This is a genomic window from Nostoc sp. KVJ3, assembly GCF_026127265.1.
GTDB lineage: Bacteria > Cyanobacteriota > Cyanobacteriia > Cyanobacteriales > Nostocaceae > Nostoc.
This window is the reverse complement of the sequence record NZ_WWFG01000002.1, coordinates 2,835,923-2,860,321: the sequence shown is the minus strand read 5'-3', so window position 1 is coordinate 2,860,321 and position 24,399 is coordinate 2,835,923. Positions and strand designations below refer to the sequence as shown.

Genomic DNA, 24,399 nt, shown 5'->3' with positions numbered 1-24,399 from the left:
ATTAATAATCAATACCCAATGCCCCATGCCCAATCCCCAGTACCTATTTCTGAGAAGAACTTTGCAACTTGTAACTCTTTCTTAACTTTGTAGGATAATAAACTCTATAACATTCTTTGTGAAGGTAGGAATCTAAATGTCAGGTACCACTGGAGAACGTCCGTTTTCGGACATCATTACCAGCGTTCGTTACTGGGTAATTCACAGCATCACCATTCCAGCATTATTTATTGCAGGTTGGCTGTTTGTCAGCACCGGGCTGGCTTATGATGCTTTTGGTACACCCCGCCCAAATGAGTATTTCACACCAGCGCGGCAAGAAGTGCCAATTGTGAAGAACCGTTTTGAAGCTAAAAAACAAGTTGAACAATTTATTGGAAAGTAGTTTGAAATCATGACTAGCGGCAATAACATCAATCAACCAGTTACCTATCCAATTTTTACCGTTAGATGGCTGGCAGTACATACTTTAGGTGTACCAACTGTATTCTTTTTAGGCGCGATCGCCGCAATGCAATTTATTCACCGTTAGGAGCAATTATGGTAGAAAGATCGCCTAATCCCAATAATCAGCCGGTTGAACTAAACCGCACTTCCCTATACCTGGGGCTACTACTAGTTTTCGTTCTCGGTATTCTGTTTTCCAGTTACTTCTTTAACTAACTGGAACTGCTGTTGTTAATTTTTGTTTATTTAACCTGTGTTGATTTGTTGTTAAGGGAGGAGAGAAGCTGTGTCTGGAAGTGGGAGAATTCCCCTGTGGGTCGTCGCTACGATCGCAGGTTTAGGTATAATTACAGTCTTGGGCATTTTCTTTTATGGTGCCTACGCCGGACTCGGTTCTTCGATTTAACATTAGTCCCTTTGAACCGAACACTATAAGTTAGGATTTTCTAGCATCTGTTGAGAAATCAACGTTAAAAAAACCGCCTGTCTCTATGAGATAGGCGGTATTAATTTTGGTCAATAGTCATTTACAAATGACTAATGGCTAGATCAGCTGATATCGTCGCTTTCAATGTATAAAAACAGAAATGCGAAGGTTATAGCTGGCAAAACCCAACCGATGATGGGAACGAAGATAGAAGGCAAAAAGGAAGCTGCCATAATAAAGGTTCCTGCTAAATAACACTACAATTCAAAATGAGCTTACTGCAAATCCTGCCAGATTTTTTAAATTCTTTCATATTTTTAACACAGCCCATGTTGAGAGGCAGGGGGCAGGGGGCAGAGGGGAGACAAGGGAGATGAGGGAGACAAGGGGGAATTATTTAACAAGTTTCTTCCCCAATTCCCTTAGTTACATCCCCAGTAGTTCATCTAGCTGTAAATCTGGCAAGTCTGGAGGAATTACAGTCCGTATTATTGTAACTTTGTGGCTCTCCTGTTGGGTTGTCAGATCAAGTGCGATCGCTTCTATGCGAATTTCCAAACAGCCAAGGGGAATCTTTAATTGGGTTATCACTTCTAAACCTCCCAATGCATTAGGTATTAAATTTGTCAATAGATGAGGCCCATCTAGTAACCAGCGAGTTTGATAATCTTCAACCCATAACTTAACAACCACTTGCTGAGTTATTTCAGGCAGTATTACGCGCACTATGATAAATTTATCAGCGATTAGTTCGCCTTCTGGTATATGTAATTGTGGAATTGGCAAAGGCTTAATGGCTGCCGCAGTTACGGGTAGAGAAGGAGATAAACCTAACAGTGGTTGCTTTTCTTCTTGCAAGGAGTAATTATTCGTTGCATCGGCTTCCAGTTGACTATCTGTATCATCTACAACAATTTCTTGCGCTAACCAAGCTGATGCTATATTTACTTTTATTGGAGGAGGAGGAGGCGGTAGTTGTCTTACTAGAGCCATTGAAAGTGTTGGTTCCGATACTTTCTCTGCTACCGTATTTTCCACTGTCTCTAGATTAGTTTCCTTTGCTGTGTCTGCGTCTTCCTCAAAGTTGTCAAGCTCAAAAACCGACTCTTGGGTATCCTCGCTTAATGGTAAGCTGACATCAACATTGGGAGTTCCAGCACTAAGAAAAAGCTGAGTCTGCTGGGCTGGAACATAGCGATCGCTGTCTTCAGTTTCTAGTTCATTGATGGATTCAGGCAAAATGTATCCTTGACTTTGCACCCACTTCCTGAGTAGGGGAGATGAATAAAGGTTGCCTGTTGTAATAAGTTGTGGATTTGACTGAGTTTCTACTTCAGCAACAGATTCTTCCTGGAATTGTACATTTGACTGAGTTTCTATTTCAGCAACAGATTCTTCCTGAAATTGTGCATCATCAACTACTAATTCCGGTGTATTTTGATCTTCAGCTACAATTGCGTCCAACTGTGGGAAATCTTCAGATGCTTGAACTTCTAAATCTGGTGAGATATTATTTTTTAGTTCTTCTTCTGTATCACCTGGCAAAGCTTGTAACCGTCTCAAGTATGGAAAAGTAGTATCGAGTATTGGCATTCGACGTTGCCTAATGACTAACTGCTCCAAGTTAATGGCAGCTATAGTAGTATCCTTTTCTAGAGGCTCCTCCTGTTTAGGGGATTCTGCAATAATATCTGTGGAAAGATTGACATCAGTTTGAATCGGTGGCAATTTCGGCAATTGAGGCGAAGTGACTGAATTCTTTAAGTTAGATGTCCGTAGGGTGGTTTCTCGCAGAACTTGTAGATTAATTTGCGGTGGTAGGGGTGTGTTTGGTGATGGATTGAGTACCTGAGACTCTTCTGTTTTTGGGATCTTGACTAGATTGAATAATTTCAAGTCGATCCTTACATCTGTCTCTGGCTCCGTTAAAGCAGTAGACGAGTCCGATGTTACTATAGGGCTATTTAACGATGTACTAGGTTTTGCTACGGCTGTGATTGCCAGTAATTCTGTTACATCTGCTGTAATAGTGAAGGACTGGCTGGCTAACAGGATGACTCCACTAACATCGGCGAATCGACCATACAAACTGATATCCGCTAAAATTAATTTGGATTCAAAGTCAGCAGGAATATCAATTGAGGTATTGATGCTGAAGGGTAACTCCTGATCTGGTAAGGGTTGCCGTAGCTTGGTTAAGATTTTTGACTCTAGGGGCGATCGCAGTTCAATTCCTAGTTCAAGCGCCCGCAAGCTTTTTGAGTATAATTTTTCAGCCCGATCTAAATTTGTCTTTTCTTTAAGTTCTATGTGCCCATTGATTGTAAGAGCTTTTCCCCAACCAGCAATGTAAGTATCTCGATCTAAAGTTAGCAATAATGGTGGTTCTGTTGCTAGAAAATCTGTAACCTCCTCATCTTTCAGAAGCAGTTCAGAATCGGGTAAAGCTAAATCTATTAAATTTTGTAAAATCTGCTCTGCTGTCTCACCTTTGAGCCATACAGGACTTACAGGCTCATCGATCGCTATATTTTCTTGCGTTTCTTCTTGCAGAACAATGGTAGCAGGGTTGCTATCTGTAGCAATTGCTAATTCTGCGGAAACTGCGATCGCTTCATCGAGAGTAATTACTGATTCTGTTGGGGCATTATCCAAGTTTCCTTCATCTGGAATAACAATGGTAGCAGGGTTGCTATCTGTAGCAATTGCTAATTCTGCGGAAACTGCGATCGCTTCATCGAGAGTAATTGCTGATTCTGCTGGGGCATTATTCAAGTTTCCTTCATCTGGAATAACAATGGTAGCAGGGTTGCTATCTGTAGCAATTGCTAATTCTGCGGAAACTGCGATCGCTTCCTCTCGGTTAATTGCTGATTCTGCTGAGGCATTATCCAAGTTTCCTTCATCTGGAATAACAATGGTAGCAGGGTTGCTATCTGTAGCAATTGCTAATTCTGCGGAAACTGCGATCGCTTCATCGAGAGTAATTGCTGATTCTGTTGGGGCATTATCCAAGTTTCCTTTATCTGGAATAACAATGGTAGCAGGGTTGCTATCTGTAGCAATTGCTAATTCTGCGGAAACTGCGATCGCTTCCTCTCGGTTAATTGCTGATTCTGTTGGGGCAATATCTAAGTTTTCAGAAATAGTATCTGGGCGATCAGGTGAAATTGATTCTACATTCTTCTCCTGCTCCCATCGCTCCCTTTCTTCTTCCTCGGTCAATACTTTAATTTGGACAGTATATTGCCAAGATTTACCGAGCAGATCCGACATCAAATCGCCTGTACAGCGCAACTCCCAAACTCCCGCATCGAAGTAGGTAAAAGGAATGACGGCCATTAAGCCTTCTGAATTAGTGCGACGCGATCGCTTGAAAATTCGCCGCGTTGGTTGAATTTCCTGGGTTGAAGAGTGAGTTACCCGCACTTCCACGTCTGTATTAAGAAGGTTAGAACGAGCCAAAACTCTATATTGCCCTTCCAAAATTTCCAAATTTGGCGATTCTAGAATATGCCATGAGCGAGCGCCTTGTTTCTGTATCAGAAATTGCCAGTGTTCCATTGTGAGTGATGCCCAGACCGACGAGCCTCTGAGTAAAAATGTGTATTAACTTGCTTGCAAGTTTACCCCAGTATTTTATAAATGCACCCCTTAAATGGCTATCTAGTTAACTCAGTTTTACCTAGTAGCGTCAAGGGAGTTTCAATAGATCGCTGTGTTGCTTGTGCGTAAAGCTTTTGTTGTTTCCTGAAGATTAACTTTGACACTCTCCACTACTAAATTAACAGGGATGCAATGGATACCGTTGGTTGTCTCTGCTCAACTTAATGCGAAGAATTTTGTATTATTTTTTACTAAAATGTCCAATTTGCAATAGACACAACATACAATAAAAAATTAAGATTTACTTGACAATTATTATTAAATTGTGGTTTTCCACATTTTTGTCATAAAAATGTAGGATGTAGCTCTTAAGTGTGATTTGCGATCGCCTCCGGCAGATGCAAAGCATCATCGCAAATCACAACACTTAACCCTAGATATATCTATGGGGTCAATCCAAAATCTAAAATCCACAATTGTTTCACAATGAGGATTTACAGGAGGGATTCGATGCTAGTCATTTTAATGGACGAGCAAATCCTTGCCCCTGAGCAAGTTTGCCAGTCTTGTTTACTCGCAGACGGGAGCGGTCAACCCCGTTGGCGTGGAGGTCAACTGCGCTGTGGTCAAGCCATTCGTAAACTTACTCAACAGCAGCCAGACCAGTACGAGTGTATGATGGGCTTTCGCATCGCCCATATAGAATAGTTTAATTTGCCAGCAAAACCGAGCAACTGCGTTATCCTAAGCTCAAGTAACTATAGAAATTTAACCACAGGAGAACGCATAATGTCTTGGCGCGGGTCTACAACTGTTTCAGATCGGATTTTTGCTTGCTTGCCTTATTTGCTTCCTCTAATTGAAGTTTTTGTATTTGGCAGATATTTGTTCTCAGATTTTCCACCGCTACAACTACTGTTTCTGCCACTCATACCATTGTTGAGAATTTACTACGGTGTGCGTTATGCAGGAATGATTATTTTCTTTGCTTTATTTTTGCTGGTAGTCAGAAACGAAAAAATTAGTCACTTTGTTCGTTTTAACACCATGCAAGCAATCCTTTTGGATATCATTATCTTTTTGTTTAATATCCTCACTGATGTTGTGGGTCTAGTTCCCCTTGGTGGTTTTGCAATTCAAACCCTATCTACAACCATTTTTATCGGCATAGTGGGAGCAGTTGCATATTCAGTCATCCAGTCTGTGAGCGGTCGTTATGCGGAAATCCCGGCGATTTCTGATGCCGTGTATATGCAAGTGCGCTAGTCATTAACGGGTCGCTACGGTGTTTTCCAGGCGACCAATACCTTCAATTTCCACGCGGACGCGATCGCCTGGATGCAATGGATTTACACCCTCTGGTGTACCTGTAAGCACCAAATCACCAGGTAGTAGAGTCATCACCTGACTAATATAGGAAACTAGAACATCGGGTGAAAACACCATCTGATCGATACAGGCAGATTGGACTGGATGACCATCATCATTTACAAAAGTCTGCAATCTCGCTCCTGGATTTAATTCCCGCACAATCCAAGGGCCCAAAGGACAGAAAGTATCAAAACCTTTGGCTCGCGTCCATTGGCCATCCCGTTTTTGTAAATCCCGCGCTGTTACATCATTGGCGATGGTATAGCCCCAAATTTTGGTTTGGGCTACCTCTGGTGTACATTCAAAAGCGTAATCGCCAATTACTAAAGCTAACTCTCCTTCATAGTCAACCCTTTGTGACTGGGGAGGATACTTAATCTCCCTCTCCGATGGAATGATGGACGTGGGTGGCTTGAGAAATATTAGTGGCTCAGAAGGTACTGAAGTTCCCATTTCGGCTGCATGATCTGCATAATTCTTACCCACTGCCACAATTTTTGAGGGAGCGCAAGGAGCCAGAATTTGATAATTTTCTGGTGTCAAAGTTAAATCAGTGGGTTGTCCTTGTAACCAGGGCGGAGCATCCAGCACCTGCACATTGAGGGATAGTTGTAGTATCCCATAGTAAATCTGTCCTTCTTGATTTTGAATTCGCACGTAGCGCTGCGCCATAACCTTGATGAATATCCTCTTATCTGTGATTAGAAACTGTGAGCGGGTAGCAATTCTCAATTAGCTTTTTAACGAACCGATTGAGTCTTGAGCAAAAATGCGATCGCTATAGATGCCCTTAAAGAAAGATACCCCTTGCGCCTCATCACTCCCCTTACGGTCAGTGAAAGGCTTCTTTTGGAATCAGCTAAAGAAATCTGAGGGTCGCCTCGCAACCTATTTTTCATTAGGGACATCCAAAAATAATCCAAACTTTGGCGATTTGACTAATGAAACAAAATTGAAAACTGGTAAGATTATAGTTCCTTGTTGCTTCCGATGTTGATTAATACTGGCATTTTAAATTTATATCAAGTATAAATTAATATCAGCAACCGTACTTGTCCATAAGGAAACTGGAAAATATGACTACAAATTACGAAACAATGTACATCCTTCGTCCTGACCTGGGAGACGAACAGGCAGAGCAAGCAATTACCAAATATCAGAATTTGCTTCGCGACCAAGGCGCTGAGGATATCCAAATTCAAAATCGTGGTAAGCGACGTCTGGCTTATGAAATCAAAAAACACCGCGATGGGATCTATATCCAATTAAACTACACTGCACCTGCAACTGCGATCGCTCCCTTTGAACGCGCCATGCGCTTGAGTGAAGAAGTGATTCGTTATCTGACAGTTAAGCAGGATATCGCCGAAGAAAAACCCCCTAAAGAAGAAAAGGAAAAGCCCACTAAAGTAGCTGCAACGGTCGCGTAGGGGGCAGGGGGATGAGGGAGATGAAATTATTTAACAAGTTTCTTCCCCAATGCCCAATTCCCAGGGGAGCATCCCAAATGTGTAAAAACATAAGCTGTCATCGCGTAGGCGGAGCCTTCCGGTAGGGTACGTAATGAAATGGAGCATTCGCGGAACATCTCCAAGAGTTGCAATCGCAAAGTCTAGATACTGCGATTGCTTCATTGCGCTTCACTTCATTCGCAATGACAATCTATTTGATAAATTTGCTTTCATTGAGATGCTCGCAATTCCCAATTCAGTAAAATTTTGTCTTTTTCTTTTTCCGTGACTTATTTGGGAATGCTAAATTAACAAATACTTGCCAAAGGTAGTACTCCCGCAGTTATACCTAAGAGTGGACAAGATTCTGAATGGGAGCTGTAAGCTACTGTGAGCCAATCTGATACACCCAATATTCAAGTTCTCTCTACGGAAGTATCGCAACTACGCCAGGAGTTGCAACTTCGCGATCAATTAGTACAACAACTATCTCAAGAACTCTTCCGGCTGGTTAAGGGCAACGCCAGTTTTATGCCTCAGCAGCCGGAACTTGAGCGTGATTTGAGCCAGTTACAAGCTTTGCAAGAACAACTCCAAGCTGTAGAGCAGCAGGTGGCATTCTATCAAGAGCAAATTACAACTCGTGACTCCGAAATTTACCAATTGCGACAGTCAGTCCAAGAACTCACCGATCGCACTCGGATGTTGGAGCAAGTAGTACAAGAGTTGCCTCAAATTTACCGTCGGAAGTTTGAGGAGCGGATGACACCAGTGAGAGAAAAGGTAGCAATGCTACAACGGGAAAATCGCCAACTGCAAGCAGAACTGCAAAGTGTGAGTTACCGTTTAGCACTCAAAACTCGCAATGCTAGTCACAGCGGAATTGATTTGCCAAATTTTCCCCGCCCAGCATCCGAACAAACTAACATTTCGACTCCCCAAAATGCCTAAAATTGCCATAACTCATGTTGTAACTTTGCTTGCCTCTTAGCCTAGTTCTATGGTTGCTGCTGCGCGAATTGCTTTAGAATCACTCATAGAGAACTACTTACTTAATTGGACTGGGTTAAGAGGCTTGTACTAGGCTGTTGACTCTATGCCTTTTTAGGAGTTAAAAAGTCATGCAAAATATATGTCATTGCGAGCGAAGCGAAGCAATCCCAGGCGATTGCTTTGCTTCGCTCGCAATGACAGAAAAATAACATGAACCAAAAGCTTAGTATATCGAGCAGTTGACCCAAAATCACTTGAAAAGCCCTACCTTTAAAAGGCTGGGGAGGATTATAAAAAATTGCATCTGTTTTGACCAATTTCAGTCATTTTCTACTAAACATGGTTTAGGTAAATTGGCATTCAAGTTTCACAAAAAGACTCATTCGTCTGCTATTGATATTGCCTAACTGCAAAGCCATGAGTATTCCTCCATGTTTAATTAGGTGAGGATATGTTAGAAAATCTGAAAAAATGCAACCATTGCTTGACTCCACCATCCTTCTAAAGGTAGATTTATTTAACCTGCTACAAGCAAACTGTCGTTTTTGACGGTGCTAAGAATATCTTCATAAGTATTAAAAACTTCAAAAACTGTATCTAGTTGGGTAAGTTCTAAAATTAACCGCACAGGAGTTTGCACGTTGCATAAAACCAAACGACAACCACTCTGACGTGCAGCTTTCAGTCCTTTTACCAAAGGAACTAACCCAGAACTGTCCATAAAGTTAACTTCTGCTAAGTCAATAACCCAGAGTTGATGAGATTGGGGTACTACTCCAGCCATCTGTTCGCTCAAAGCCATACCGCCTTCTAAATCTATGCTTGTTTGGGGTTTGAACAAAATCACTTGAAATTCTTGTGTGAGAGTCATGAATTTAAAAAGGTAGTTGGAACACTAGACTAACAATCAAAAAATGACATAAATACTTCTTCTCTCTCAACAGCAAAATTGACTGTTTTACCCAGGTATTTAAGGGATTTCAGCCGTGCAGTTGGGAGTTATTATTTCAGTATTCATGCCGTATAATTTGTGATAACTTTCATAAATATAGGCATAAGCCTCTGATAATTTCGGTATCAACCGTATCTTTTACGAAATTTTCATAACCCACCTTGATATTTGTAAAGGTTATGTAATTTTTTTTTATTTGTTTATAAAGTAAATTAACTTGTGGTAGAGAGTGCTAAGATTTACATAGTTAATATTTAAAAATTAATAGTTTTCATAGAGTTATGAGCTATGGATTATTCAGAATTAAACTAATGTCCTAGTTCTGAATGTAGCGGTTTGATTGACACCCCGCCCAAAAACAAGCAAAGATATTAGTAAAAGTAAAAATTTGTAAAGACGGTGGTGCGGAATGTCTTTAGAGTTGATTTCACTAGAAAATATCCAGAAAGTAGCCCATACTTACGGGTATTGGGCGATTTTTTTGGGAATTTTGCTAGAAAATTTAGGCATTCCCCTTCCTGGTGAAACCGTGACCTTAGTGGGCGGGTTCCTAGCTGGCAGCGATGAACTAAATTTCTGGCTGGTTCTCAGTGATGCAATTATGGGTGCTGTAATTGGCGGCACTTGTGGTTATTGGATTGGCAGAGTTAGCGGTTGGACTTTTTTGGTAAAAGTTGGTAGCATATTTCGGATTTCTGAAATACGGCTGCTGACTATTAAAGATCAATTTAGTCAAAATGCTGCGAAAGCTGTATTCTTTGGACGTTTTTTGGCGTTATTGCGAGTTTTTGCAGCACCACTAGCGGGTATAGCCGAAATGCCCTTTGGAAAATTCTTTTTATACAATTTTTTAGGAGCAGCTGCTTGGGCTAGTGTGATGGTGACATTAGCTTTCTTTGCTGGAAAAATTATCTCTTTAGAACAATTGGTTGCTCGGGTGGGTCAGTTTGCGATCGCAGCCTTACTGATTATTACTGCCTTAATTGTTGTTCCCCTGTGGCTAGAGTCTCGCCAAGTTAAGGAAGCGAGTACTGAAGAGTAAAAAGTGAGGAATGAGGGAGCAGGGGGAGATGAGGGAGATGAGGAAGAAAATACTTCTTTATCTCTTGTCCCTGTCCCCCTCATCCCCCTCATTCCCTAGTTTGCTGCGACCAAATGCGAGTTGGTAGGCCCCAAACATAGATAAAGCCTTCAGCAGCTTTGTGGTCGAATTGGTCTTCGGCTCCGTAGGTTGCCAAATCGGGAGTATAGAGAGAATTATCGCTTGAACGCCCAACTATTGTAGAGTTACCCTTGAACAACTTCACTCGCACAGTTCCAGAGACTCGCTCTTGTGTTTTTTGAATAAAGGCATCCAGTGCAACTTTCAATGGACTGTACCACAAGCCGTTGTAAACAATTTGGCTGTAAGTTTCTTCAATCCCACGCTTGTAATGAGTGACATCTGCCGTCAAAGTCAAACTTTCTAAATCTCTATGTGCCTGAATTAGCACTAACATTGCAGGTGATTCGTAGATTTCCCGCGATTTGATTCCTACCAGACGGTTTTCAATCATATCGATCCGTCCGATACCGTGATTTCCTACAAGCTGATTGAGTTGTTCAATTAGCTCAACTGGTTTTTTAGCTATGCCGTTGATGGTCGTCGGAATACCACCGTGAAAACCAATTTCGATGTACTCTGGTTCGTTGGGAGTGTCAGCGATCGCTTTGGTCATCTCATAGATTTCTTCTGGTGGCTCAAATGAGGGATCTTCGAGTAAACCAGCTTCAATGCTACGACCAAGTAAATTTTTGTCAATGCTGTAGGGAGAGGATTTTTTAACTGGTGAGGGGATACCGAACTTTTCACCATAAGCGATGGTTTCCTCACGGCTCATACCCCATTCTCTAGCGGGTGCGAGGATCTTGATGTTGGGGTTGAGGGCTGTCACTGAGACATCAAAGCGAACCTGATCGTTACCTTTGCCAGTACAACCGTGAGCGATCGCATCAGCACCATATTTTTCGGCCGTTTCTACTAATATCTTAGCAATCAGCGGACGGGCAAGAGCAGTTCCTAAAGGATAACGATTTTCATAGAGGGCGTTGGCTTGAATCGCTCCAAAGGCATAATCCTTTACGAAGCTGTCTTTGACATCCGCCACCAATGATTCACTTGCACCTGATTTTAGAGCTTTTTCTCGAATTGGCTCTAATTCATCTCCCTGACCTAAATCTGCTGCTAGGGTAATCACCTCTTCTACACCCCACTCTTGTTTGAGGTAAGGGATGCAAACCGATGTATCTACTCCACCAGAATATGCCAAGACAACCTTTTTGGCGCGACCCATTAATTTCTCCACTTAGGACAACAAACAACGAGTCATTATTATATCTGAACTAACCCAGGTATATTTTATTCATACAACTGAATCACAAATAACAAGATTTTTAACTTCTCTGAGAAGTCGGGAATCTAAGCCTTATGGTTTTTATAAGTAAATAGGATTGCGATCGCTTCTACACAAAATTTTTTTAGGGTGGGATTATCCACCCTGTTTTAAGTTCTTGATAACCTGGTTTAAGCTTTTGTGCTTGATGGTCTAAAAGACCTTATCTTTTTACCCAAGAACAAACTCAACCCGAATACAGACAATCCAAGCATCAAATTTGGCTCTGGAACACTTGTGTAAGTGACAGTTTGAACACCCGCACCAGTGGAATCATTCAAATCGATCAAACTTTCGCGGTAGATATTAAAAGTGCCGGGTGTAAAATACAACCCTAACCCGGCTTGGTTCAAAATTGTTCCCGAAAAGTCCGTGAAAACTGACGCTAAAGGATCGTCTGCTTCAGTGTATGACTGTCCACCATAAGTAGCAGAAATCTTTAAACCTTCGGCGATGGTTACTTCTTGATCGTCTGCTGCTGCTGCTGGATCGAATGAAAAAGTGCCTGTGAGAGTTTTATCATCGTTAAAAAAATTATAAGTTATGGCTGCTGCTTGGGCGGGGATAGTCTCGCCTAATGAAAAAATCAAAGCAGTTCCTACCGTTGCAGATGCTAACTTCTTGAAGATAGAGTCAGTCATTTTTTTCCTTGATCAAGAACAGGTGGAAAAATACCGCAATAGTTTTATGAAACAGAGACGTGTGTTACCACGCCTCTGTAGCACAAGGCTTTTTAGCTAGTCTTCATCTTCATTGAAGCGGCCTCTTCTATGACCTGCGATCGCAGTTTTCATAGTCTTGAAGATATGACTCTGATCGACCACACCCCGAATACCAGGCGCGCTGTAAGTACCAGAACTATCTGTAAACTCCAGATTTTGTCCAAAGGATCGAGTCAGAGTTGAGGAATAAGCACCCTGGTAGTAAACAGGTACAACCCGACGGCTATGGCTACCCCAAAGGTACTTGTAATTTGGATCAGACCCCCAAAAGTGACCAGCATCAGTAGGATTGTGCTTCACAAAAGTGATGTCTTTGGCGTTATACTTCAAACCCCTAGCCTGATTCGGGTCAGGATTAGGAGTCAATTTAGAGGCAAAATCATTATTCAGAGTTAGATAGTGGTCATGGTCGGCAGTAACCAGTAGCAAGTTCTTGCTCCAACCACCATGATTTTCTACCCAAGTAATGACCTGCTGGACTGCCTTATCAAAATCATTCATGGTACCAATTAGGTTATCCATGTTGTTGTCATGAGCCGCCCAGTCTACATCACCTCCCTCAACCATCAGCCAAAAACCGTCTTTGTCTTTACCCAGAACGGTTAAAGCTGCTTTGGTGAGATCGGCTAAAGTCGGATTTTCGTTAATCTCTCTGGCGATAAAGCTAGCATCAGTTTCACCAGGAGCTAGAGGACGGATGGTATCAGGTGCAGGAGCATTAGGAGCAATGGGATTACCCGCTGCATCGATTACAGGAACACAATCCCCAACAGTACCAGTAATAATTTTCCCAGATGGGCAGGTTCCTGGGGTTCCACCGCCTTTGACAACGGAGCTATAGAGGGTGAAGTTGCCTAAACCTGTGCTACTGTAGTCTCCTTTAGAAGAACTGGTAGGAAGGTTGCCGTCTTGTCCACGAGCCCCATACAGACCAAATAATTTCTCTCCTTTATTTGGGTCAATTTTGGCAGCCGTGTTTAATAGGGTTTGGGTTGCATTGGGCCCACGTTCCAAAAAGGTATAACCGTAACGATTGGATGTAGGGTTATTCTTTAAATGCTCGTAAGTGTCTTTCTGAATATACGTATATTTAAATACGCCATCAGATGTATTTGTAGTTGCCTGATTTTCCAGGTCTTTAGGATGACCGCCACCTAACAAAACATTAGGCTGAAAGTTCAGCAATGTTTGTTGCAAAATGCTGTCTTGGTTGGTCTTCGTGGGGTCGTAAACGCTATCATACTTGCTGCGACGATTTACGAAAGAAGCAGCAGCGCCAGGTGTTGCATGACTAACAGGTACAGATGTCACCAAGCCTGTAGACTTATTATTTTCCTTGGCAATTTCCAGGATGGTTTTCAACTTTTTCTCGTAAATGTCTACACCCATCGCGTTGTTAAAGCTCTTTACGCCCGTATAAAGAGTTGTAGCGGTGTTAGCAGAGTCAGGATAACTGTACTTAATGTAATCTTTGTCGTATTTTCCAGGATTTGCGGGGGTTAGAGGAATCCAGGGAAGAGGGCCACCCTGACTAGGGTCGTAACCTGTGAGATTACCATCTGCCAAACTGTTGCCATCAAGTCGATCGCCTGGATTAAAAGGGGTAGGCTGGAATGTAAAGTTGGGGCGAACAGGACTTGCAGCTGTGAGAGGATTAGACCCATCTAGAGCAGAGTTACCTGTTAAATGGGGCTGACCTGTTGGATTGGCTGGTGTATTTCCTTGAATTGTTGTGCCGTAAGTAGTTACCAATCCATATCCACTTAGCTTTTGAAAGCTAAGACCTGAGCCTTTACCACTTGTGTAAAAAGGTGCGCCTTTGGCAACAGCTGCGGCCCGGGCCATATTCCAACCCATACCGTCGCCAATCATGATAATTACGTTAGTTCCATTACCAGAGGCCAGAGTCGGCTGGAAAACAGAATTACCAAATACTAGCAGAACGGTACAGAGCAAGCCAGCCATAACAAAAGATAGCGATCGCTTGTACTTTCGCAAAAATGAAATCATTAGAGTGTGCCTTAAGGTAAATGGTTACAGTTTGGGCGTTAATTACTGATAAAAATTGGGTTCTAGATGAGTAGCAGCAAAGTCTGAGTAGGTAGGACTCACATCTATCTGAGTAGAGGCTGTAGCATAGGTTTGGTTAGAGACGGTTGCTGGTTGTTGGGCGGTTGCTGGGTGTTGATTTGATGTTCCTAAGAACAACAAAACTGCCATAACCAAACCAGATATGAAGCAAGCCAAGGTGCGTTTGTATTGTTTCAGTAATGAAATCATTGGGAATTTTTGAATGAAATTCATCATCAGTAAACCTCTGAGTAAATAACCTGTTGCTATGCTTTGACAATCAAAATAAATGCCGAAAAGCATGATTTTAAAATGTTGATTTAAGTGACTTCGTTAAAAATACTCCGGTTTTAATTTGCTTTATTAGGAGACAACATTAAAACTAAGTCTTGATTAAATAAAGGATGAATTGGTAGTACAGAAGGTTTTTTACAGCTAGTTAGCTGCAAAGTTATCTCAGCAACATGAAAAGTTTTGCGGATGTGATTTTCTAGCTTATTGAGTAAGCGATCGCGTTCTTGGATAGTTGTAGATTCAACTGTCAAATTGGCACAAAGCATTACCTTATTTAAGCTAATTGCCCAGATGTGGAGTTTTTCTACTTGCACAACACCAGGAAAAGATTTAAGAGATATTTCCACTTCAAGGGGGTCAATTGATTCTGGTGCGTACTCCAAAAAAATCTTTAGGCTTTCTTGGACTAGAGGTAAAGCACTTAAACCCGTAAAAGTTGCAACGACTAAACTAATAGCGACATCTGCCCACCACCAATCCCAAAGATGAACTGCTAAAGCAGCTATAATTACGCCCACAGAACTAGCAGTATCAGCAATGATATGAAGCAAAGCCCCTTGTAGGTTTAAATCGTTATGGGTGTGGGGATGAAGGAAATTAATGTTGAGTAGATTGACGATTAAACCTAATACTGCCACCCCTAACATTGGTAAGCCCAAAATTGCTGCTGGATGTTGCCAACGTTGAATAGCTTCCCATGTAATAAAAGTAGCGATCGCTAGCAAACCTAATCCATTTAACAAAGCCGCTAAAACTTCGATTCGCTGATGTCCAAATGTGGCTTTTTTCTTCGCTGGTTGCTGTGCTAAAAAGCTAGCAAATAGGGATATTACTAAGGCTGCAATATCTGAAAGAATGTGTCCCGCATCTGCTTGTAAAGATAAACTCCGGCTCCATAAGCCTACACTCCACTCAGCAACAAAAAAAAGAGCAAGTAATCCTACTGTTACCCACAACATTTTTGTTTTTTGCTGATTATTTACTACTTTTACAGAATCATCTGCACATCTACACCATTGAAATGAAAGCATTACTCAAAAAACCTTTTGACAGTATAGTAGTGCCGGAAAAAAGTCCCACCAACCATATTTTTGGAAAGGATGTTCTCAATTCATAAATCCGAGAAGAGTAAAGTAAATATGTGTATTTTAAAAAAATATCGTACTTAATTTAAGAAATGGTAATGTTTTTGTTAAAAATGAATAATTAAAGCAAATTAACACTTACAACTCCCAGCAATTATCCTGTTAGTAATTTGTTAATAATTACACATAATACCTGATTTTTCAACACCAGGTTTGCACAACACGACCTTTGATTTGTTGTCCTAACCAAGATGTATTTTGTGAAAGTGTATAAAGATTTTTTCGTTCGACTTTCCAGCTTTGCTGGGGGTCAAATAAAGTAAGTTCTGCTGGTTGATGAGGTAGAATTGCACTGACTTTTTGCCCAAAACATTCTGCGGCACTGGTACTCAATGCCCGCCATAATTCTAAAGCTGTAAATTCTTCAGTTTCAACCAGATATTGCCACAACAAGGGTAATGCTAACTCTAAACCAATTGCTCCTGGAGGAGCTTCGGCAAAGGCTTGGACTTTTTCTTCGTAGCTGTAGGGTGTATGATCGATTGCGATCGCATCTATCACACCCGCACGCACTCCGGCACGCAACGCTGCCACATCATTAGGATTTCCTAAAGGCGGGTCTAAATGCAAGCTAGTGTTATAACTCTTAATTGATTTCGTATCAAGTAAAAGGTGCATCCAGGTAGTGCTGGCGGTAATGGGTAAACCAGCAGCTTTGGCTGAGGCGATTAATTCCACACTGCGGGATGTAGAAACGCGCATAATATGGACTGGTGTACCAATGGTTGCAACTAATTCAAGCATAGCTGCGATCGCACTAGTTTCTGCACTAGCGGGTATTGGAGGTAAACCGAAACGGAGAGCATCTGGCCCTTCTCTCATTACACCATTTGCTGTTAGTTGGCGATCGCTTGGCCAAAAAGCTACTGGTTTACCTAACGGTTGGACATATTCTAAGACTCGCCGCACCAGCGCCAAATTTTCAAAAGGCTTACCATCACTAAAACCAACAACTCCAGCCGCTGCTAAATCTGCTAATTCCGTCATTTGCTTCCCAGCTACATCTAGAGTGATAGCACCCCAGATATGAAGCAGGGGGAGAGGAGACAAGGAAGCAATATTTCCTCCTTGTCCCCCTTGTCCCCCTTCTCTCTCTCTCTTCTGCTGCAACTGTGCCACAAGTGCAGGATTATCAATAGCTGGGGATGTATCAGGTAAGATGCTAACTCTAGTAAAGCCACCAGCCGCAGCCGATTGTAAAAGAGACAACAGAGTTTCCCGTTCTTCAAATCCTGGTTCACCGGAGTGGCTGTACAAATCCACTAACCCCGGCCCAAGAACTAATCCCTGACAATCTCTAATTTGAGTATCGGGATGAATATCAGTAATGTGTGAAGCCACTGCTTTGATATAATCATCAGCAATTAGTACATCAAAGATTTCGTCAATTTGAGAAACTGGGTCAATTACCCGGATTTTTTGCAGCAGTTCAGCCATAAAACTTTTTAGTTAAGAGTTGAAAATAAAGTGAGGAATGAGGAGTTAGGAGTTAGGAGTTAGGAGTTAGAGGATGTTTTAAAAGTCCTCTAGTCGGTAGCAAAAAGTTTTAGATCCCCCTAAATCCCCCGATAAATTGGGGGACTTTGATTCCGGTTCCCCCCTTAAAAAGGGGGGTTAGGGGGGATCAACAAGTGCCTAAAATTACAGCCAACCACTTTTAAAACATCCTCTTAGGAGTTAGGAGTTACTCACCACTTATAACTTTATTCATCACTCATAATTTGTCACTCCTAACCTCACTCCTCACTCCTCACTCCTCACTTCTAACTCAGCACTCATTACAATGCCCCTGCTGCTGTTTTATCTAGTACGCCTCCACCAAAGTGAGTGGTGATGTTCATCGCTTGTAATACTGGTAAACCATCGATGCCAGAAGAGTAATCAATAACACTAACTGCGCCATTACCCTGACGAAAATTCCAGAAATTTTCTAGCGGTAAACCCAAAATATGACAAAGTAGAGTTTTATTAGTAGCGTCATGAGCTACTACTAAAACGGTTTGAAATTGGTTGGTTGATGCGGTTTGCAAAATTGATTGCCAAGCTGCAACGCTGCGATCGTACACTTGTTGCAAATTTTCCCCTTCAGGCATTTGCACTTGGGTAGGCACTAACCGCCAGCGCTGCAATTCTCCTGGAAACTCCTGTTCTATCTCTGTTTCTAATTTTCCTTCCCAGAGTCCGTGGCTGATTTCTCTTAAACCATTTTGCAGGTCTAACTTTACATCAGGATGCTGTTTTAAAATAATCTCTGCTGTTTCTTTAGGGCGTAGCATCGTGCTGCTGACTGCAAAATCAATCGCTACCTCTTGGAGAAATTCGGCTGCTTTTTGCGATTGTTGTCTACCGTTGTCGTTGAGGGGGACATCAATTTGTCCTTGAAACCTGGTTTGACGATTCCAGTCGGTTTCGCCATGACGCACTAATAACAACCGTACTCCTTGATGATCGGGTCGCAATGAAGGTAAAGTTTCTCCTGTATGTTGCGTCTGATTTAAAGATTCTAGCTGGACTGCTTCGCCTAATCCGCCAGCAAAATTTAGTACAGTGATGCCACAGTTAGATTGCTGGATTGAATGGTAGCGACTTGGGGGAATTCCCAAAGCTGTACTAATCAAGGCGCGATTAATGCCATTATGTCCCACTATGAGAATAGTTTCGCCTTGATGCTGAGACAAAATTTCTTGCCAAAACTGTCGCGCTTGTTCGTATAAAGCAAGAACAGGAAAATGTTCTCTTGTTCCCTGTGGCTCATTTAGTAGCATCCGCAGTTCGTCGGGGTGTTGATGCCAAGTGCGGTAGTCTTCGGCAAACTTTTGCTTAACTTCAGAAGTTAACAGTGCTTCCCATAAAGGGAGGTCAATTTCTAGCAGCAAATCAGAAACTTGAATTACAGGAGATTGTTCAGAATGAGTAGCTAACTCACTATGGATAATATCTGCTGTGTGTTTTGCTCGTTGCAGGGGACTGCTATAAATAGCATTAAATAAAATATTGCTGAGGGCTTTACCAACTTTACTGGCATCGTTACGACCTTTCTCGGTTAATGTTGACGCATCAGTGCGTCCCTGAATACGCCGCTCGGTGTTATAACCGCTTTGACCGTGGCGCACAATGATGACACGAGTCATCTGAAAGCCCTCCTGTATCTAGACGATTAATTTTACTGCAAAATGATTGCAGAATTACGGACTCAGGAAGGCAGATTTAATTAAAAGGGCAGTTAGTAACCGCAACTATACAGGCAAAACCTACCTTTGTCGGTTTCAAACCCTCTATTTTGTTTAGTTGATGTGGCTTAGACTTAACGAATGCCGTCATTATCAATGGCGCTGTAACTGTCGCTGGGGAAAAGTCCCAACCAAGGATCGGAACTCGGAGTTAAAAATAGTTGGGCGTATACTTGCTCATTGAGCGCTTCCACACTCCTTGTTTGCTTACCTTGGATAAACCATTGATGAATTTGGCTGTGTAGCATATATTCATTTCTGACTGTATCTAAAGCCATTGTGGTTTCAAATTTTTTCACTATTATTGGCAAATTATCTTTCTCATGGTTAGCTGACTGAGACTTTTTAGCTCTAATTAGAGAAATACTGTTTTGATCTAGCTTGACATCAGCAGCATAGAGTTGAGCAATTTTATTCCAAACTTCCTGGTCGGTAATTTTAGCTAAAGCGTTTTGATTCCGTTCAGCATCAGACTGGAGAGCAGTCAGCATTGGCGTTTCAACTCTCATTTTAGAAACTGCAAGAGAGCTTGCTATTTCTGCCGTTGGTGGCTGAGTGGGATTACTGGGAATTTTCACCAACTTCGGGGGTGACTGGATACCCAGGCGGGATAAATCTGCAACCCATTGAGCTTGGATAGAATTCAGGCGATCGCTGTGGTATCTTCTTAAAAAAGACTCGCGATCGCTTGGTGTGAGTTTGCTATAATTTTTAACTGCTACTTCAGCCTGTTGTAACTGATGCAAAAATGCTTTAGGACTATATAACCCTGGAATTGCATCAATTGGACGACCCGATGCATCTAATATATAGTGAATGCTATTGCCTGTAATCGTTCGCTCCAACTTGCGTCCATCACCAAAATCAATAGTTACTTTAGGTACAGGCCGCACTGATTGCCAGTGCAAAATGAAGTGGTCTTGAAGCAGTTTAGAAATTTCACCATTGGGATATAGTGCTACCCTGAAGAATCTACTATTAGCACAACTCAAATCCTGATCTAGTCTGCCCAGCAACCGCAGAGATAAAATAGGTTTACCACTGATTCTGGCAGCAGCCTTGGCTTGTTCTATATCAGTGTACCAGTACAGATGAGAGGCGTAACAGTCTCGTTGTTGGCAGAGTTCATCTAGAGCTATCCGCAGTGTAGGGGAAGGCAGAACTGTATTTGAAGAATTGATATTTAGCGTATTGGGATGGGATTTTAGAAATACTTGCAACCCCTTTGGGCCTTGTTTCCGAAGTACAGAAACTTCTTGAGATAGCTTGGAGACTTCAGCTACAGGAGTTTGAGCATCAGCTGTCTGCAAAAAACCGAAGCTGACTAGTATGAGTGCGAAAGGATATTTTAAGGTTCTAAATTTCATATATTTTCAGAAAAATATGGGGTGTGGGTGTGACCATTACTAATTAGACATAGGAGTGAAAAAGAATGTAGAGACGCGATATATCGCGTCTCTACAAGAGTTGTGGATAACGCATATTTCATTTCTGGAGATGTCTATTAGAGAAATCTAGTCTAACTTGTAAGAATCCTTAGTTGCTCTAAAAGTTTCAGGTGGGATAGTAAAACTAAAAATATCGACATAAGAGCAAAAAAATTATCACTTAATTGCTGCCTGATTCGTCTGATAGTAACGGAATCCAGCTTTAGAATGTGTACAGATAAACGATTAGTATCTATTGCTGAACCTATACACATACTTATTTACGGAAGCTAGTACCGCAGGGCGGAATTAAAAATTAAAAATTAAAAATTAAAAACGAATACAGCATGAGGGTTTCATTGATTTGGAATGGGTGGTTTATTTCCGCCGCACTGTACTAGTTCATTAAGCTCAGGTTTTATCAAAAGTTCATATACTTTCTGCTTTAGCTACTTAAATATGCGAGTTAAGAGTTTATTCCCGATAAATTAGCTTTTTCAAAAAATCAGTAGTTTTCCTCTTTTGTTAACAAGTAAAAGGCAACTAAAGTATTAGTGGTTGTGCTGGCTTAGTTGATAAATAAAAACGTCAGTTATTCCAGGTGTGTCATTTGCTAACTTTCTATCAGACTAATGCAGTAGTCTTAAAATAACTGTTCTCTTTTTATTAAAGAGAAATTTACATTTCCCTTACCTTATACCAATTTTTTATGAAGCTGCATAGAATTTGATCCCCCTTAGTAAGGGTGGAACCGGAAAAACATCTATCAAAGTCCCTCTTTTTAAGGGGGATTTAGGGGGATCAAGATATGTGCAACTTCACATTAAATTGGTATTACAGGTAATTTGGTTCGGTACGCTCAGGCTTTTTTTGTGAATTAATCTACTAACACTGTCTAGCATTTATTCATTTATCAAACCCAGACTTTTGGGTTTGACTGGATAATAGTGACATTTTCTGGATTGGAAAATTTCAGTTTTATTTATAACTAAGAACCAGCACAGATTCTTGAAATTTTCAATATTTATCAACCCATTTTGCCAATCTCCATGCAACAATATTTTTCTCATTTACTCATACTGGCATTAGGAACAACTTCGGCTTTTATCATTGCTCCATGTCAAGGTCAAACTCCAGTAAAGCCCAACAGTCAAAATACTGATAATATTAGTTCCATATCTTCAAATTCACCTTCGGCTATCCCATTGAGTGATTTTGCTAATTCTACTAATAACAAATCAGCTATCCTTTCTGAGGCAAGCAATAACTCTTCTGCTGCTAATACGAATATAACTGCAACTAAGCCGAAGGTACGGATTCCTGTATCCAGCAGAATTTTTCACACACCTTCGATGCAGCAATAATCAACTGCTAAGGGATTTCCAAGAAATAAATTATTCAAAGAAACAAACCACAGAGGCGCAGAGAACACGGATTATTTCGATGATGTGCAATTTTACTTAATGAAAATACCACTTTAGTAAAAGAGATTCTAATTTGTCTCTTTTGCTGGTGTGAGATGAATATAAAATTATGCTTGAGCTAAATAGCTCAAGCATTAAGGCTGTATGCAGGTTTGATCGATATTGATCGGTGACGGAGAATATACCATATCCAATCTCGAATATTCTTTCGCACTAAATTTGCTCAATTTGGATTTCACAGTCTGCTCCTACACTAATAATGCTATTTTCTGGACAAGTAATCCAGTTACCTATAAATAGAGGTTCGGATGCAATAATTACAGATTTGGGAAAAGTTGGATCATCTCGTATCCAGTAAAGAGATGGAGGCGGTGAAGTGGTAGCAAAGCGAGAAGCTATTAAACGATGTCCATCACTAAAAATTACATTAAGTGAGGCTTCTACTTGATAGCGTTGTGCCATTTCTCGGAGTGTTAATAATGTAGTGCGTAAAGCATATTCTAGAGGTCGATGTTTGTTGATTTGACTTTGTGAAAGCAATAATGCAAAAATGTGTTCGGAGTCAGTATTACCATTAATTTTTTCATAAAAATCTTGGGTTAAAGCGCTGCGGATTTTTCTGTGCAATGTTTTACGGAAATTCTCGATTCGTCCATTGTGAATAAATAGCTGTTGTTGATGGTTAAAAGGCTGACAATTAGCAAAATCTACGCTTTGATTTGGTGTAGCGCTGCGGACATAAGCAAGTACACATTTTGATTCAATGTAACGGCTGAGACTGGGTAGGTTTATATCATTCCAAATAGGTAGAGTATTTTTGTAGATAAAAGGGTCAGTATCTTTTTGACTATGATACCAACCCACCCCAAAGCCATCTGCATTTACTACTCCAGATGTCATTTCGCGGGGTTGATAACTCTGGACTATCAGTGAGTGTTCTGGTTTATACAGAAGATGTTCTAGAGAAATAGGCGAACCGAGGTAAGCAAGTAAACGGCACATTATGAATATTCCACGTTCTATTAAGACAATTATTGAGCAGCAGCCTTACCCGCTTTTATTCACCATCATCAGTGGTTCCCACTTATATGGTTTTCCGTCACCTGATTCTGATTATGACTTGCGTGGTGTGCATATTTTACCAGTTCAAGAAGTGGTGGGATTAGAAACTGGTAATGAAACTATCGAAGTTTCAGAAGTTCGTGAATCTTTGGAAATTGATTTAGTAACTCATGATGTCAAAAAATTCTTTTTGATGCTACTTAAAAAGAATGGTTACGTGTTAGAACAACTATATTCACCTTTAATATTAACAACTTCACCTGAGCATGAGCAATTAAAATCCATTGCTAATAAGTGTATTAGCCGTCACCATAGCCACCACTATTTTGGTTTTGCTGCAACACAATGGAGACTTTTCGAGAAAGAACAGACGCATCGAATCAAACCATTACTTTATGTCTATAGAGTTCTCTTGACTGGAATTTATTTGATGCAGACAGGGAGAATTGAAGCTAACTTAATTAAGCTGAATGAGGTTTTTAATCTACCATATATTGATGATTTAATTACTCAAAAGAGGGCAGAAAAAGAAAGGTCTATTTTATCAGATGTTAATATAGATTTTCATAAAAGAGAATATGAAAGTCTGCGTAATAAGTTGCAAGAGGCGTATGAATCTAGCCCATTACCGGAAGTACCTTCTGCGAATGGGGCTTTGCATAATTTGTTGGTACGTCTGAGAGTGAAGAGTTATGAATATTGATTACTTTTTATACTTTAATATCTCAATTCCCTCTCAATACTGTTCGGTTAAGGCAGGAGACGCGATAAATCGCCGTCTTTACAATAATCAGTCCTTCGTCCTGACGGCGATTTATCGCGGATTTGGGACTATATATTTTCATCAAATAATCTTAACCGAACCGTATTGAATTCCCTCCTTTTGAAGGAGGGAATTGAAATTCCAACAAATGGAGTTAGGAGTCAAAAACTCTTAACTCTCTATTTCTAACTTTTTTATAATTTCAAATTCCAAGCAGCAAAAGCTAAAGTACCCCAACCAGCAAGAAAGGCTGCACCACCTAGTGGTGCGATCGCTCCCAGGGACTTAATACCGGTTAAGCTAATGGCATACAAGCTACCTGAAAAAATAGCAATGCCAACGATAAACAGCCATCCAGCGGCGATGAGAGTGGGTTGAGGGGACTCGGTACGACTAATTAGGATGGCGACTAGAAAAAGTGCCAGAGCATGATACATTTGGTAACGAGCGCCAGTTTCAAAAATTTCTAGCGATCGCTCACTAATTTTTTCCCGTAGGGCATGGGAAGCAAAAGCACCAGCAGCAACTGACAAACCGCCTAAAAGGGCAGCTATACTCAAAAAAATCTGCGTCATTAGACCTA

General features: G+C 41.1%; 25 protein-coding genes. 11 read left to right on the top strand and 14 right to left on the bottom strand.

Features of this window, described 5'->3' with window-relative positions:
• Positions 1 to 136: 136 nt before the first annotated feature.
• The 4 genes from psbE (at position 137) to GTQ43_RS28215 (ending at position 853) form a co-directional block, all read left to right on the top strand.
• Positions 137 to 385 (top strand): cytochrome b559 subunit alpha, encoded by a 249-nt coding sequence (gene psbE, locus GTQ43_RS28230; RefSeq protein ID WP_012411800.1) that lies wholly within the window; start codon positions 137 to 139, stop codon positions 383 to 385.
• Between the two features lie 9 nt (positions 386 to 394).
• The gene (gene psbF, locus GTQ43_RS28225; protein WP_012411801.1) at positions 395 to 532 is read left to right on the top strand and encodes a cytochrome b559 subunit beta; all 138 of its coding nucleotides are present in this window, start codon (positions 395 to 397) and stop codon (positions 530 to 532) included.
• A gap of 8 nt (positions 533 to 540) precedes the next feature.
• Positions 541 to 663 carry a photosystem II reaction center protein L gene (locus GTQ43_RS28220; RefSeq protein WP_012411802.1) on the top strand — a complete coding sequence of 41 codons (123 nt, stop codon included), beginning with the start codon at positions 541 to 543 and terminating at the stop codon, positions 661 to 663.
• A gap of 70 nt (positions 664 to 733) precedes the next feature.
• On the top strand, positions 734 to 853 hold the full coding sequence (locus GTQ43_RS28215; protein WP_012411803.1) for a photosystem II reaction center protein J: 120 nt from the start codon (positions 734 to 736) through the stop codon (positions 851 to 853).
• 143 nt (positions 854 to 996) lie between these two features.
• Here the strand turns inward: GTQ43_RS28215 and GTQ43_RS28210 are convergent, their stop codons facing one another.
• Both GTQ43_RS28210 and GTQ43_RS28205 read right to left on the bottom strand, forming a co-directional pair.
• Entirely contained in the window at positions 997 to 1,107 is a 111-nt protein-coding gene (locus tag GTQ43_RS28210; RefSeq protein WP_084227157.1) for a photosystem I reaction center subunit VIII, read from the bottom strand.
• A gap of 193 nt (positions 1,108 to 1,300) precedes the next feature.
• Positions 1,301 to 4,438 (bottom strand): hypothetical protein, encoded by a 3,138-nt coding sequence (locus GTQ43_RS28205; RefSeq protein ID WP_265275984.1) that lies wholly within the window; start codon positions 4,436 to 4,438, stop codon positions 1,301 to 1,303.
• Positions 4,439 to 4,990: 552 nt separating this feature from the next.
• Between GTQ43_RS28205 and GTQ43_RS28200 the strand changes: the two genes are divergently transcribed.
• Both GTQ43_RS28200 and GTQ43_RS28195 read left to right on the top strand, forming a co-directional pair.
• A complete protein-coding gene (locus tag GTQ43_RS28200) occupies positions 4,991 to 5,188 on the top strand; it encodes a hypothetical protein (protein WP_094348028.1) in 198 nt (65 codons plus the stop codon).
• A gap of 81 nt (positions 5,189 to 5,269) precedes the next feature.
• Positions 5,270 to 5,746 carry a Tic20 family protein gene (locus tag GTQ43_RS28195; RefSeq protein ID WP_265275983.1) on the top strand — a complete coding sequence of 159 codons (477 nt, stop codon included), beginning with the start codon at positions 5,270 to 5,272 and terminating at the stop codon, positions 5,744 to 5,746.
• Between the two features lie 3 nt (positions 5,747 to 5,749).
• On the opposite strand, the gene GTQ43_RS28190 is transcribed toward GTQ43_RS28195, so the two are convergent.
• On the bottom strand, positions 5,750 to 6,523 hold the full coding sequence (locus GTQ43_RS28190; protein ID WP_265275982.1) for a fumarylacetoacetate hydrolase family protein: 774 nt from the start codon (positions 6,521 to 6,523) through the stop codon (positions 5,750 to 5,752).
• A 404-nt stretch (positions 6,524 to 6,927) separates the two neighbouring features.
• Here GTQ43_RS28190 and rpsF point away from each other — a divergent pair, with 404 nt between their 5' ends.
• Complete coding sequence (gene rpsF, locus GTQ43_RS28185; RefSeq protein WP_265275981.1) at positions 6,928 to 7,281, top strand: 30S ribosomal protein S6; 354 nt, start codon at positions 6,928 to 6,930, stop codon at positions 7,279 to 7,281.
• Positions 7,282 to 7,692: 411 nt separating this feature from the next.
• Positions 7,693 to 8,253, top strand: coding sequence for an Npun_F5560 family protein (locus tag GTQ43_RS28180; protein WP_265275980.1), 561 nt, complete (start codon positions 7,693 to 7,695; stop codon positions 8,251 to 8,253).
• A 559-nt stretch (positions 8,254 to 8,812) separates the two neighbouring features.
• Here GTQ43_RS28180 and GTQ43_RS28175 read toward each other — a convergent pair.
• Positions 8,813 to 9,166: an STAS domain-containing protein gene (locus GTQ43_RS28175; protein ID WP_265275979.1), complete on the bottom strand. Its 354-nt coding sequence runs from the start codon at positions 9,164 to 9,166 to the stop codon at positions 8,813 to 8,815.
• Between the two features lie 490 nt (positions 9,167 to 9,656).
• Here GTQ43_RS28175 and GTQ43_RS28170 point away from each other — a divergent pair, with 490 nt between their 5' ends.
• The gene (locus GTQ43_RS28170; protein WP_265275978.1) at positions 9,657 to 10,289 is read left to right on the top strand and encodes a DedA family protein; all 633 of its coding nucleotides are present in this window, start codon (positions 9,657 to 9,659) and stop codon (positions 10,287 to 10,289) included.
• Positions 10,290 to 10,377: 88 nt separating this feature from the next.
• On the opposite strand, the gene GTQ43_RS28165 is transcribed toward GTQ43_RS28170, so the two are convergent.
• The 8 genes from GTQ43_RS28165 to GTQ43_RS28130 form a co-directional block, all read right to left on the bottom strand.
• Positions 10,378 to 11,580 carry an argininosuccinate synthase gene (locus GTQ43_RS28165; RefSeq protein ID WP_265275977.1) on the bottom strand — a complete coding sequence of 401 codons (1,203 nt, stop codon included), beginning with the start codon at positions 11,578 to 11,580 and terminating at the stop codon, positions 10,378 to 10,380.
• A gap of 230 nt (positions 11,581 to 11,810) precedes the next feature.
• The gene (locus GTQ43_RS28160) at positions 11,811 to 12,320 is read right to left on the bottom strand and encodes a PEP-CTERM sorting domain-containing protein (protein WP_265275976.1); all 510 of its coding nucleotides are present in this window, start codon (positions 12,318 to 12,320) and stop codon (positions 11,811 to 11,813) included.
• 96 nt (positions 12,321 to 12,416) lie between these two features.
• Positions 12,417 to 14,411 (bottom strand): alkaline phosphatase, encoded by a 1,995-nt coding sequence (locus GTQ43_RS28155; RefSeq protein WP_265275975.1) that lies wholly within the window; start codon positions 14,409 to 14,411, stop codon positions 12,417 to 12,419.
• Positions 14,412 to 14,453: 42 nt separating this feature from the next.
• Entirely contained in the window at positions 14,454 to 14,708 is a 255-nt protein-coding gene (locus tag GTQ43_RS28150; RefSeq protein ID WP_265275974.1) for a hypothetical protein, read from the bottom strand.
• A gap of 113 nt (positions 14,709 to 14,821) precedes the next feature.
• Positions 14,822 to 15,796, bottom strand: a complete 975-nt coding sequence (locus GTQ43_RS28145) for a cation diffusion facilitator family transporter (RefSeq protein WP_265275973.1) — start codon at positions 15,794 to 15,796, stop codon at positions 14,822 to 14,824.
• Positions 15,797 to 16,051: 255 nt separating this feature from the next.
• The gene (locus tag GTQ43_RS28140) at positions 16,052 to 17,347 is read right to left on the bottom strand and encodes a dihydroorotase (RefSeq protein WP_265275972.1); all 1,296 of its coding nucleotides are present in this window, start codon (positions 17,345 to 17,347) and stop codon (positions 16,052 to 16,054) included.
• Positions 17,348 to 17,688: 341 nt separating this feature from the next.
• Complete coding sequence (locus GTQ43_RS28135) at positions 17,689 to 19,041, bottom strand: histidine phosphatase family protein (protein ID WP_265275971.1); 1,353 nt, start codon at positions 19,039 to 19,041, stop codon at positions 17,689 to 17,691.
• A gap of 173 nt (positions 19,042 to 19,214) precedes the next feature.
• Positions 19,215 to 20,507, bottom strand: coding sequence for a hypothetical protein (locus GTQ43_RS28130; protein ID WP_265275970.1), 1,293 nt, complete (start codon positions 20,505 to 20,507; stop codon positions 19,215 to 19,217).
• A gap of 1,109 nt (positions 20,508 to 21,616) precedes the next feature.
• Here GTQ43_RS28130 and GTQ43_RS28125 point away from each other — a divergent pair.
• A complete protein-coding gene (locus tag GTQ43_RS28125) occupies positions 21,617 to 21,931 on the top strand; it encodes a hypothetical protein (RefSeq protein ID WP_265275969.1) in 315 nt (104 codons plus the stop codon).
• 273 nt (positions 21,932 to 22,204) lie between these two features.
• Here GTQ43_RS28125 and egtC read toward each other — a convergent pair whose 3' ends face one another.
• Positions 22,205 to 22,993 (bottom strand): ergothioneine biosynthesis protein EgtC, encoded by a 789-nt coding sequence (egtC, locus tag GTQ43_RS28120; protein WP_265275968.1) that lies wholly within the window; start codon positions 22,991 to 22,993, stop codon positions 22,205 to 22,207.
• Position 22,994: 1 nt separating this feature from the next.
• Between egtC and GTQ43_RS28115 the strand changes: the two genes are divergently transcribed.
• Entirely contained in the window at positions 22,995 to 23,756 is a 762-nt protein-coding gene (locus GTQ43_RS28115; protein ID WP_265275967.1) for a DNA polymerase beta superfamily protein, read from the top strand.
• A 254-nt stretch (positions 23,757 to 24,010) separates the two neighbouring features.
• Here GTQ43_RS28115 and GTQ43_RS28110 read toward each other — a convergent pair whose 3' ends face one another.
• Complete coding sequence (locus GTQ43_RS28110; RefSeq protein ID WP_265275965.1) at positions 24,011 to 24,391, bottom strand: DUF423 domain-containing protein; 381 nt, start codon at positions 24,389 to 24,391, stop codon at positions 24,011 to 24,013.
• Between the last annotated feature and the right edge of the window lie 8 nt (positions 24,392 to 24,399).

Bases quoted from the DNA above. Each gene is read 5' to 3' on its own strand.
- GTQ43_RS28145 (WP_265275973.1), bottom strand. From the start codon at position 15,796: ATGCTTTCATTTCAATGGTGTAGATGTGCAGATGATTCTGTAAAAGTA.
- GTQ43_RS28205 (WP_265275984.1), bottom strand. From the start codon at position 4,438: ATGGAACACTGGCAATTTCTGATACAGAAACAAGGCGCTCGCTCATGG.
- egtC (WP_265275968.1), bottom strand. From the start codon at position 22,993: ATGTGCCGTTTACTTGCTTACCTCGGTTCGCCTATTTCTCTAGAACAT.
- GTQ43_RS28155 (WP_265275975.1), bottom strand. From the start codon at position 14,411: ATGATTTCATTTTTGCGAAAGTACAAGCGATCGCTATCTTTTGTTATG.
- GTQ43_RS28130 (WP_265275970.1), bottom strand. From the start codon at position 20,507: ATGAAATTTAGAACCTTAAAATATCCTTTCGCACTCATACTAGTCAGC.
- GTQ43_RS28170 (WP_265275978.1), top strand. From the start codon at position 9,657: ATGTCTTTAGAGTTGATTTCACTAGAAAATATCCAGAAAGTAGCCCAT.
- GTQ43_RS28135 (WP_265275971.1), bottom strand. From the start codon at position 19,041: ATGACTCGTGTCATCATTGTGCGCCACGGTCAAAGCGGTTATAACACC.
- GTQ43_RS28190 (WP_265275982.1), bottom strand. From the start codon at position 6,523: ATGGCGCAGCGCTACGTGCGAATTCAAAATCAAGAAGGACAGATTTAC.
- GTQ43_RS28110 (WP_265275965.1), bottom strand. From the start codon at position 24,391: ATGACGCAGATTTTTTTGAGTATAGCTGCCCTTTTAGGCGGTTTGTCA.
- GTQ43_RS28175 (WP_265275979.1), bottom strand. From the start codon at position 9,166: ATGACTCTCACACAAGAATTTCAAGTGATTTTGTTCAAACCCCAAACA.
- GTQ43_RS28150 (WP_265275974.1), bottom strand. From the start codon at position 14,708: ATGATGAATTTCATTCAAAAATTCCCAATGATTTCATTACTGAAACAA.
- GTQ43_RS28160 (WP_265275976.1), bottom strand. From the start codon at position 12,320: ATGACTGACTCTATCTTCAAGAAGTTAGCATCTGCAACGGTAGGAACT.
- GTQ43_RS28200 (WP_094348028.1), top strand. From the start codon at position 4,991: ATGCTAGTCATTTTAATGGACGAGCAAATCCTTGCCCCTGAGCAAGTT.
- GTQ43_RS28195 (WP_265275983.1), top strand. From the start codon at position 5,270: ATGTCTTGGCGCGGGTCTACAACTGTTTCAGATCGGATTTTTGCTTGC.
- psbE (WP_012411800.1), top strand. From the start codon at position 137: ATGTCAGGTACCACTGGAGAACGTCCGTTTTCGGACATCATTACCAGC.
- psbF (WP_012411801.1), top strand. From the start codon at position 395: ATGACTAGCGGCAATAACATCAATCAACCAGTTACCTATCCAATTTTT.
- GTQ43_RS28115 (WP_265275967.1), top strand. From the start codon at position 22,995: ATGAATATTCCACGTTCTATTAAGACAATTATTGAGCAGCAGCCTTAC.
- rpsF (WP_265275981.1), top strand. From the start codon at position 6,928: ATGACTACAAATTACGAAACAATGTACATCCTTCGTCCTGACCTGGGA.
- GTQ43_RS28140 (WP_265275972.1), bottom strand. From the start codon at position 17,347: ATGGCTGAACTGCTGCAAAAAATCCGGGTAATTGACCCAGTTTCTCAA.
- GTQ43_RS28125 (WP_265275969.1), top strand. From the start codon at position 21,617: ATGCAACAATATTTTTCTCATTTACTCATACTGGCATTAGGAACAACT.
- GTQ43_RS28165 (WP_265275977.1), bottom strand. From the start codon at position 11,580: ATGGGTCGCGCCAAAAAGGTTGTCTTGGCATATTCTGGTGGAGTAGAT.
- GTQ43_RS28220 (WP_012411802.1), top strand. From the start codon at position 541: ATGGTAGAAAGATCGCCTAATCCCAATAATCAGCCGGTTGAACTAAAC.
- GTQ43_RS28210 (WP_084227157.1), bottom strand. From the start codon at position 1,107: ATGGCAGCTTCCTTTTTGCCTTCTATCTTCGTTCCCATCATCGGTTGG.